Origin of the sequence: Mesorhizobium sp. M7A.T.Ca.US.000.02.2.1 (assembly GCF_003996995.1) — a bacterium.
Classification (GTDB): domain Bacteria; phylum Pseudomonadota; class Alphaproteobacteria; order Rhizobiales; family Rhizobiaceae; genus Mesorhizobium.
Map to the genome: position 1 here is coordinate 26,019 of NZ_RZTT01000010.1, position 9,144 is coordinate 35,162.

General features: G+C 63.0%; 9 protein-coding genes. 4 read left to right on the forward strand and 5 right to left on the reverse strand.

The features are described from left to right. Nucleotides 1–68: 68 nt before the first annotated feature. Nucleotides 69–293, forward strand: a complete 225-nt coding sequence (locus EOD15_RS02215; RefSeq protein WP_013528677.1) for a hypothetical protein — start codon at nt 69–71, stop codon at nt 291–293. Here EOD15_RS02215 and EOD15_RS02220 read toward each other — a convergent pair. Next, nucleotides 285–1,475 (reverse strand): NAD(P)/FAD-dependent oxidoreductase, encoded by a 1,191-nt coding sequence (locus tag EOD15_RS02220; protein ID WP_127408262.1) that lies wholly within the window; start codon nt 1,473–1,475, stop codon nt 285–287. The two genes, EOD15_RS02215 and EOD15_RS02220, sit on opposite strands and share 9 nt — an antisense overlap. A 352-nt stretch (nt 1,476–1,827) precedes the next feature. On the opposite strand from EOD15_RS02220, the gene EOD15_RS02225 reads away from it, so the two are divergent. Then, entirely contained in the window at nt 1,828–2,865 is a 1,038-nt protein-coding gene (locus tag EOD15_RS02225) for a phosphatidylglycerol lysyltransferase domain-containing protein (protein ID WP_127319773.1), read from the forward strand. Nucleotides 2,866–3,057: 192 nt separating this feature from the next. Here EOD15_RS02225 and EOD15_RS02230 read toward each other — a convergent pair whose 3' ends face one another. Next, nucleotides 3,058–3,819: an ABC transporter permease gene (locus tag EOD15_RS02230; protein ID WP_127268577.1), complete on the reverse strand. Its 762-nt coding sequence runs from the start codon at nt 3,817–3,819 to the stop codon at nt 3,058–3,060. Further along, the gene (locus tag EOD15_RS02235) at nt 3,816–4,742 is read right to left on the reverse strand and encodes an ABC transporter ATP-binding protein (protein WP_127268578.1); all 927 of its coding nucleotides are present in this window, start codon (nt 4,740–4,742) and stop codon (nt 3,816–3,818) included. The genes EOD15_RS02230 and EOD15_RS02235 overlap by 4 nt, the downstream gene beginning before the upstream one ends. A gap of 260 nt (nt 4,743–5,002) precedes the next feature. Here EOD15_RS02235 and EOD15_RS02240 point away from each other — a divergent pair, with 260 nt between their 5' ends. Both EOD15_RS02240 and EOD15_RS02250 read left to right on the forward strand, forming a co-directional pair. Then, nucleotides 5,003–6,364, forward strand: a complete 1,362-nt coding sequence (locus tag EOD15_RS02240) for a cytochrome ubiquinol oxidase subunit I (protein WP_127319771.1) — start codon at nt 5,003–5,005, stop codon at nt 6,362–6,364. 296 nt (nt 6,365–6,660) lie between these two features. Beyond that, complete coding sequence (locus tag EOD15_RS02250) at nt 6,661–7,665, forward strand: cytochrome d ubiquinol oxidase subunit II (protein WP_127319769.1); 1,005 nt, start codon at nt 6,661–6,663, stop codon at nt 7,663–7,665. A 184-nt stretch (nt 7,666–7,849) separates the two neighbouring features. On the opposite strand, the gene msrA is transcribed toward EOD15_RS02250, so the two are convergent. Next, complete coding sequence (msrA, locus tag EOD15_RS02255) at nt 7,850–8,581, reverse strand: peptide-methionine (S)-S-oxide reductase MsrA (RefSeq protein WP_127319767.1); 732 nt, start codon at nt 8,579–8,581, stop codon at nt 7,850–7,852. Between the two features lie 318 nt (nt 8,582–8,899). Continuing rightward, nucleotides 8,900–9,144, reverse strand: a 245-nt coding sequence (locus tag EOD15_RS02265) for a hypothetical protein (protein WP_127408263.1), incomplete at its 5' end; no start/stop codon positions are given.

Here is a 9,144-nt window from a genome sequence, read left to right on the forward strand (position 1 = left end):
AGCGGTCAAGCCTCGGGAAAGATTGGCAATTTAAACGTGGCGCCCTAGGTCTTTATCAGGAGATCGCCATGTCGAAGTCCGTCTATGATCGTGGCTTGCTCAAGCCAGCCGATATCGCCAAGCTGCAGCGCGTGTTCGACGAGGCCTGCCGGCGGCGCGAGGCACATCCCGATTCCGCCGACGCGCGGGAAATCGCGCTTAACCTGCTCGCCTTGCACAATGCCGGCATGGTGGAAGAGGACATGCTGATGGAAGCCGTCGGGTTCCGGCGGCTGGAACCGAAATCAGCGTGATGCGCTGGATTGGTGCGAGGCCGACCTTGCAATTCGTTTGGCGATCGCCTTGGCCAGGATGCCGGCATTGGCGAAGCAGCCGCGAATGCTTGGCCGCATGCCGGTGAACCACAGACCGGGCAATTTTGGATCGGCTTCGCCACCGTTGAAGAGCGGAACGCCCTTGGCGTCGAGCACGCCGAGCTTGCCGACCATGGGCTCCAGCCCCGTGCGGTAGCCTGTCGCGGCAATGACGATGTCGGGATAGATCAGGCTGCCATTGGCCAGGATCACGCCATCGCGGGTGAATTCCCGTATGCCCGGCACGACGGTGATCTTGCCGGCCTTGATGGCGCCGACGGCGCCGTCGTCGGCCGCGATCGCGGTGTAATCCGAGCTCAGGCGGCTGGCGCCGCCCGCAGGCGCGGGCGGCAGGCCGAATTTGGTCAGGTCGCCGAAAACCAGCCGCTGCGTTGCCGTCATCACCGCATCGGCGAGCCGCAACGGCAAGCGCGCCATGATCGGCGAAAGCCGGTGCACGGCGATCTTGCAGATGCGCTTGGGCAGCAGGGCGGGACCGTTGCGGGCCGACAGCCAGATGGCGGCCGTGTCTATGCCGGCCAGATGATTGAGCGCATCGAAGCCCGAATTGCCGGCGCCGACGACCAGCACTTTTTGGCCGGCATAGGCTTGCGCGTCACCGAAATTCGCCGAATGGATGATGCGCCCGACGAAATCCTTCATGCCTTTCCATTCGGGGGTGAACGGCTGCCTGTCGCGGCCGGTGGCGATGACGACATTGCGGGCCAAGCGCGGTCCGGCGCTGGTGCGCAATGCCCAGTGATCGCCCTTGAAGGCGATCTCTTCGACCGCGACGCCAAACTGCACCGGCAGCCGGTTCTCCTTCTGGAAATCGTTCATGTGGCGGATGACGACCATTCTTTGCGGAAAGGCGGGCGTGCCAGGGGGAAAGGCGAGACCAGGCAGCGAAGAAAGATCGCGATGGGTGTTGAGATGCAATTGCTGGTGGCGCCGGTGCCAGGGCTCGGCCAGCCGGCTTTCCTTTTCCAGGATCGCCGTAGGCACGCCGGCGTTCATCAAGGCATGCGCGGCGGCCAGCCCGGCAGCACCGGCGCCGACAACGATTGCCGGCTCGACCGTGGCCGGCAGATCCGCAACCGATCTGATTGTCGTATCAGTCATTCACTCGAATCCCATTGGACGTCCCGCCGCAAGGCTCGCAGGACGCTGTAACCGTTTGATCGCGCGCAGGATCCCCTGCAGCAAACCGCGGCCGAATTTCGAGCGATGCGATTTAGCGCCACACGCCGGGCCGCGATTGCGCTCTATATGGCATATGCGCGATATCAACGGTAATCAGTTCGCGGCAATGTGATTGATTCGAGGCCTTGGGTGGCTGGCGGGTCTCGGTTATCCCCCACGCGCATGCCCGAAATCGAGTCCGATTTTCGAGTTATGCGCAGAATCAAAGTGTTACAGCACCTTGGCGCGTCCTGGACGACCGGCGCTGTAGGCGGCACGCGGAATCTCGACCATGCCCTCCTTGCGGTTCTATTTCGACAAGATCCTTGAGGCCGCCGCGCCCGAGGTCGAGCGGCAGGCGCTGACCCATATCGAACGCCTGGCACTGGTGCGCCGCTATGGCGACTTCTCGCTCGCCTATTCCACCGCCGTGCAAGGCAAGCTTTCCTATTTCGGCGATGCCGACGGCTACATCGCCTTCGGTACCAAGATGAAGCACCATTTCGCGCTCGGCGACCCGGTGGCGGCTCCGGTGCGTCGGGCCGATTACATCAAGCGCTTCGTCGAGACCGCCGGCAGCCCATGGTTCGTGCAGGTCGGCGAGGACACCGCACGCGTGCTGGCCGGCCTTGGCTACAAGGTCAATCGCCTCGGCATGGACACCCGCCTCTCCCTGCCCGAGCATGATTTTTCCGGGAAGCGCAACGAGACCGTGCGCTACTCCGAACGCTGGTTGCTGAAGAAGGGCTTTTCGTTCGAAGAGGACAAGCGCACGATCTACCTCGACGAGATCGCCCGGCTTTCGGAAAACTGGCGCGGCGACCGCATCGTCAAGCGCTGGGAGATGGGTTTTCTCAACCGCCATTTCGCCGACCATCTCGGCACCGACATGCGCCGTTTCGTCCTGCACGGTCCCGATGGCGAACTGGTCGCTTTGCTCGACTTCGACCCGTTGTTTGCCGACGGCAAGGTCATCGGCTACACCACCGCCTTCAAGCGCAAGCATCTCGACGCCTCACCGCATGCCGAGATCGGCCTGACCAAGTTCGCCGTCGACCGTTTTCGCGAAGAGGGCATCTCGGTGGTCACGCTCGGCCTGTCGCCGCTCGTCGATGTGGGCCCGAGCGGATTTGCCGAAAGCGATTTCTGGCGCAATGCCTTCCAGCGCGCCTATTCTTCTCCCTGGGTCAATCGCCGCAGGTTCAACCTGCAGGGCCAAGCGGCGTTCAAGCGCCGCTTCCACGGCGTCGAGGAGCCGGTCTACATCGCCTTCCGCAAGGGGACGTATGTCGAGATGCTGGGGCTGCTGCGGCTGGTCAAGGCGATCTAGGTCTGGTGATATTCAGGTGAGGCCGGCCTGCAAATGGCGGCTTCCTGCGCTTCCCTAGTTCTACTGCCACGCAGTAGAACTGAGCTCACGTACAAAAAGTACGCTCCGCTCCGGTTCTCGGAATCCATCATTTTCGACTCGGCCTGACCTGAATCTCAACAGACCTAGCGGCGCTCAGGGCGCTTTCGCCGCTCAGTTCCTGAGCCGGTAGCCGGTCCTGAAGATCCAGGCGACGATCGCTATGCAGATCAGCAGAAAGACGATCGTCATGCCGAGGCTGATACCGACCGAGACATCGGATTTGCCGTAGAAGCTCCAGCGGAAGCCGCTGATCAGATAGACGACCGGATTGAACAGCGTCACCGTGCGCCAGATCTCGGGCAGCATGTTGATCGAATAGAAGCTGCCGCCGAGGAAGGTCAGCGGCGTGATGATCAACAGCGGCACCAGCTGCAGCTGCTCGAAACTCTTCGCCCAGATGCCGATGATAAAGCCGAACAGGCTGAAGGTCACCGCCGTCAGCACCAGGAAGGCGAGCATCCAGAACGGATGCAGGATGGTCAGCGGCACGAACAGCGAGGCGGTGGCCAGGATGATCAGACCGAGAAGGATCGACTTGGTCGCGGCACCGCCGACATAGGCGATGACGATCTCCAGATAGGAGACCGGTGCCGACAGAAGCTCGTAGATCGAGCCGACGAATTTCGGGAAATAGATGGCAAAGGAGGCGTTGGAGATCGACTGCGTCAACAGCGACAGCATGATCAGACCCGGCACGATGAAGGCGCCGTAACTGATGCCGTCGATCTCGGTGATGCGCGAGCCGATGGCCGAGCCGAAGACGACGAAATACAGCGATGTCGAAATGACCGGCGAGACGATGCTCTGCAGCACGGTGCGGAAAGCACGCGCCATTTCCATCCGATAGATCGCCCATACGGCGCGAAGGTTCATGGCTCCCTCCTCACCAGATTGACGAAGATCTCCTCGAGCGAAGAGTTTTGCGTGTCGATATCGCGGAACTGGATGCCGCCGGCCTCGAGATCGCGCATCAACGAGGCGACGCCGGGCCGCTCGGCCTGATTGTCATAGGTGTAGGTCAGCTGCCCGCCATCGGGCGACAACTCCAGCGCATAGCGCGAGAGCGCCTCGGGAATGGCCGTCAGCGGATTGCGCAGTTCCAGCACCAGCCGCTTGCGGCCGAGCTTGCGCATCAGTTCGGCCTTGTTCTCGACCAGGATGATCTCGCCGCGATTGATGACGCCGACGCGGTCGGCCATCGCCTCGGCTTCCTCGATATAATGCGTGGTGAGGATGATGGTGACGCCGTCCTCGCGCAGCCGGCGCACCATCGCCCACATGTCCTGGCGCAGCTCGACGTCGACGCCGGCGGTCGGCTCGTCGAGGAACAGGATGCGCGGCTCATGCGACAGCGCCTTGGCGATCATCAGCCGGCGCTTCATGCCGCCCGACAGGGTGATCGCCTTGGCGTCCTTCTTGTCCCACAGCGACAGGTCGCGCAGCACCTTCTCGACAAAGCCGGGGTTGGCCGGCTTGCCGAACAGGCCACGGCTGTAATTGACCGTCGCCCAGACGCTCTCGAAGGCGTCGATGGTCAGTTCCTGCGGCACCAGCCCGATCAGACCGCGCGCGGCGCGATAATCCTTGTTGATGTCGTGGCCGTCGACGGTGACGGTGCCCGACGAACGGTTGACGATGCCGCAGACGATCGAGATCAGGGTCGTCTTGCCGGCGCCATTGGGTCCAAGCAGCGCGAAGATCTCGCCGCGCTGAATGTCGAGATTGACTTCCTTGAGCGCGGTGAAACCGGTGGCGTAGGTCTTGGAGACCCCGGAAATGGACAGGATGGAAGGCATGGATGAAAACGGCTGCTTGAAAGAGGTCCCCTGATATAGGCCGAATGTCGGTGCTTGCAACCGCAAGTCAATGCCCTGCTGACAGTTCTCGACAATCGTGCCGGCCGGCCGTTGCAGGTGCGGCGCACAGGCCCGGAGTTGCACGGCACGCAACCGGCAAAATTGTCCTGTGGCGTTCAGCCTCGCGGCAGGACGCCGCTTTGACCTGAACTCGCTTCGGGCCTATCTTTCGCGAGTATTTGCAGCAGCCGGAGCCCATTATGGACCCGCTCATACTTTCGCGTATCCAGTTCGGCGCGAATATTTCATTCCATATTCTATTTCCGACGATCACCATTGCGCTGGGCTGGGTGCTGCTGTTCTTCAAGCTGCGTTACAACGCGACCAACGATTCCGCCTGGATGCGCGCCTATTTCACCTGGGTGAAGGTGTTCGCGCTGTCCTTTGCCATGGGCGTGGTTTCGGGCGTGACCATGAGCTTCCAGTTCGGCACCAACTGGCCGGGCTACATGGAAAAGGTCGGCAACATCGCCGGGCCGCTGCTGGCCTACGAAATCCTCACCGCCTTCTTCCTCGAAGCGGCCTTCCTCGGCATCATGCTGTTCGGCTTCCGCCGCGTCTCCAACCGCATCCACACGCTGGCGACGGTGCTGGTCGCCGGCGGCACCACCGTCTCGGCGTTCTGGATCATCGCGCTCAATTCCTGGATGCAGACGCCGGCCGGATTCGAGATGCGCGACGGCGTGGCGCATGCGGTCGACTGGTGGGCAATCATCTTCAACCCGTCGATGCCCTACAGGCTGACCCATATGCTGCTGGCGTCCGGGCTGACGGTGTCGTTCCTGATCGCTGGCCTGTCGGCGCTGCGCTATCTCACCGGCGACCGCTCGGAATCGATGTGGAAGGCGCTGCGCACCGGCGTCTTCACCGCGGCGATCCTGATCCCGATCCAGATCTTCGCCGGCGACCAGCATGGGCTGAACACGCTGGAGCATCAGCCGCAGAAGATCGCCGCCATGGAGGCCAACTGGAACACCGGCCCCAACGTGCCGCTGGTGCTCTTCGCGCTGCCCAACGAGGCGGCGAAGGAAAACAAATTCGAGATCGCCATTCCCGATGGGGCCAGCCTGGTGCTGCGGCACTCGACCAGCGGCGTGGTGCCGGGACTGAACGACTATCCCGGCAATCATCCGCCGGTCTTTCCGGTGTTCTGGGGTTTCCGCATCATGGTCGGCACGGGCATATTGATGCTGCTCGTCTCATGGTCGGCGGCCTTCTTCCTCAAGCGCCGGCACAGCCTGCCGAAGCCGCTGGCCATGCTGATGGTGCCGATGGCGCTGTCGGGCTGGCTGGCGACGCTGGCCGGCTGGTACACCACCGAAATCGGCCGCCAGCCCTGGCTGGTGACGGGCGTGCTGAAAACCGCCGACGCGGTCGGCCCGGTGGCCGGCAGCCATGTCGCGCTGACGCTCGCCATATACCTCGTTCTCTATGTGCTGTTGCTGATCGCCTATCTCGGCGTGCTGGTGCACCTGGCGCTGAAGGCGGCGAAGGACGGCGACAACTCGCCGTTGCCCGGCGTGCTCAACGCGCCGATGTCGCAGCCGGCTGCGGGGGAGTGATTTGATATGGCACTCCAGCCGGGCGCCGGCGCTGCCCCTCACCTGCCTGCCGGCATCCTCTCCCCGTATAGGGACGGGGAGAGGGGCGCTCGCATCGACGGTTTCGCCAATCACCAGCGTTGCAAGAAAAGCGCCGAGATTGCCGCCAGCCCCCCTTCTCCCCGTCCCTATACGGGGAGAAGTGCCCGGCAGGGTGATGAGGGGCGGCGCCGACTTCGGCAATCGATCTGAAGCCTCGATAGAGCCCCATCCGATCACATCGCGATTAGCCGGCTCTGGTGAGTGAGGAGAAAAAGATGACCTTCGACTGGCCAACCGCGCTTCCGCTGATCTTCGCCGGCCTGATGGGCCTCGCCATCCTGATCTACGTCATTCTCGACGGTTTCGATCTCGGCATCGGCATTCTGTTCGCCGCCGCTGAAGACGCCGAACAGGATACGATGATTGCCGCGATCGGCCCGTTCTGGGACGCCAACGAAACCTGGCTGGTGCTGGCCGTCGGCCTGCTGCTGGTCGCCTTCCCGCTGGCGCATGGCGTCATCCTGACGGCGCTCTACATTCCGGTCTTCGTGCTTTTGCTCGGGCTGATCCTGCGCGGTGTCGCCTTCGATTTCCGCGCCAAGGTGCCGACCGAGCGCAAGCACCGCTGGAACCGTATTTTCTTCCTCGGTTCGCTCATCGCCTCGCTGGCGCAGGGCTATATGCTGGGCGTCTATGTGCTCGGGCTCGACGTCGGCCTCGGCGGCATGGCCTTCGGCGTGCTGGTGGCGTTCTGCCTTGCCGCCGCCTACGCGGCGATGGGCGCGGCCTGGGTGATCTACAAGACTGAAGGCGAATTGCAGAAGAAAGCGGTGCGCTGGCTGCGCACCGCGCTGGTGCTGACCGCGCTCGGCATGGCGGCGGTGTCGCTGGCGACGCCCTTCGCCAGCCCGCGCATCTTCGACAAATGGTTCGTCTGGCCGGAAATGCTTTATCTGTCGCCGCTGCCGATCCTGTCGGCGCTTTTGTTCCTGTGGCTGTGGCGGCAGACCTTCCATCTGCCGAAGCCCGACGACCGCCATTCGCTGATGCCGTTCCTGACGCTGGCCGCCATCTTCGCGCTCGGCTTTGCCGGTCTCGCCTGGTCGTTCTACCCGTTCGTGGTGCCCGATCGCCTGACCATCTGGCAAGCGGCTTCCGCGCCGGAGAGCCTGGCCATCATCCTGGCCGGCACCGTGGTCGTGCTGCCGGTCATCATCTTCTATTCGTTCTATGCCTACCGGGTGTTCGGCGGCAAGGCGACGGATTTGACGTATGATTGAAGGGGATGGCGGGAGCTAATCTCCCCCCTCGAGGGGGAGATGTCGCCGAAGGCGACAGAGGGGGTCGCCACACGTAGAGCGCTAACCTCATTCTGTCGCAAGAGGCCGAGACCGGTCGAGCCGACCCCCTCTGGCCGCTTCGCGGCCATCTCCCCCTCAAGGGGGGAGATTAACAGCGCTCAGCTCAATTGCTCGCCGACAGCACCAGCACCGGCTTGTCGCTGTAGAGCGCCGGGAACAGTGCCTTCAAGTTCGCCACCTTGGGCAGGTCGTTGTAGACGATGTAGGGATAGGTCGGGTTCAGCGTCAGAAAATCCTGATGGTAATTCTCGGCCGGATAGAAGGTCTTGCCGGTTTCCAGCGTGGTGACGATCGGCTCCGGGAACACCTTGGCCTGGTCGAGCTGGGCGATGTAGCTTTGCGCGATCTTCTTCTGTGCATCGTTTTCGGCGAAGATCGTCGAGCGGTACTGCGTGCCGGAGTCCGGACCCTGGAAATTCAGCTGGGTCGGGTTGTGGGCGACCGAGAAATAGACCTGCAGCAGCTGGCCATAAGTGATTTTCGACGGATCGTAGGTGATCTCGACGGATTCGGCATGCCCGGTGCGGCCTGAGCCGACCGTCTCGTAGACGGCGGTGTCCTTGTCGCCGCCGGAGTAGCCGGAGACGGCCCTGGTGACGCCCTTGACGTGCTGGAAGACGCCCTGCACGCCCCAGAAACAACCGCCGGCGAAGATCGCCTTTTCAGTGCCGGTGGCCGCCTTCTCGTCGATTGCCGGCGGCGGGATCTTCACCGCGTCCTCGGCCGAAACCGCCGGCGTCAGCCAGAAGGCGGCGCCAGCGGCGGCAAGTGCAAGCGCGGCGAGGGCGCCTTTGACAAAGCCGAGCGAACGGTTTGAAATCTTGATGTTGGTCATGGTTGCACTCCTCGTGGCTTCCATAGGGATCAGTCTATTGCATCAAATAGTGCGGCGCGACGCACATTCGCGTGCGCCGATTGCGGAATCTTACCGTCAGCGCTTTCCCTCACTGTCCTGCCGGACATCTCTCCCCGTAAAACGGGGAGAGAGCGACTGGCCGCGACGCTGGCGTTTCTACCTGCAACACCGATGATTGGCGAAACCGTCGATGAGCGACCCTCTCCCCGTCACTATACGGGGAGAGGATGCCGGCGGGCAGGTGAGGGGCAGCGCCAAGGGCCGCCCTTGTGAATGAACGGCTGAGACACGGCAGAACTAGTTGGCCGGAGCCATCGCATCCGTCGCCGGCTTCATGGCGTCGGCGGCCGGCTTCATGGCGTTGGTGGCCGGCTTCATGGCGTTGGTGGCCATCGGGTCGGCAGGCTTCATCGCATCCGTTGCAGGTTTCATGGCGTCCGCGGCCGGTTTCATGGCATCTGCAGCCGGTTTCATCGCGTTGGTCGCGTCGTCGGCACGAGCGATGCCGCCGGCAAACAGCACCGTCGAGCACAGAGCGAGAG

Bases quoted from the DNA above. Each gene is read 5' to 3' on its own strand.
- EOD15_RS02215 (WP_013528677.1), top strand. From the start codon at position 69: ATGTCGAAGTCCGTCTATGATCGTGGCTTGCTCAAGCCAGCCGATATC.
- EOD15_RS02220 (WP_127408262.1), bottom strand. From the start codon at position 1,475: ATGACTGATACGACAATCAGATCGGTTGCGGATCTGCCGGCCACGGTC.
- EOD15_RS02225 (WP_127319773.1), top strand. From the start codon at position 1,828: ATGCCCTCCTTGCGGTTCTATTTCGACAAGATCCTTGAGGCCGCCGCG.
- EOD15_RS02230 (WP_127268577.1), bottom strand. From the start codon at position 3,819: ATGAACCTTCGCGCCGTATGGGCGATCTATCGGATGGAAATGGCGCGT.
- EOD15_RS02235 (WP_127268578.1), bottom strand. From the start codon at position 4,742: ATGCCTTCCATCCTGTCCATTTCCGGGGTCTCCAAGACCTACGCCACC.
- EOD15_RS02240 (WP_127319771.1), top strand. From the start codon at position 5,003: ATGGACCCGCTCATACTTTCGCGTATCCAGTTCGGCGCGAATATTTCA.
- EOD15_RS02250 (WP_127319769.1), top strand. From the start codon at position 6,661: ATGACCTTCGACTGGCCAACCGCGCTTCCGCTGATCTTCGCCGGCCTG.
- msrA (WP_127319767.1), bottom strand. From the start codon at position 8,581: ATGACCAACATCAAGATTTCAAACCGTTCGCTCGGCTTTGTCAAAGGC.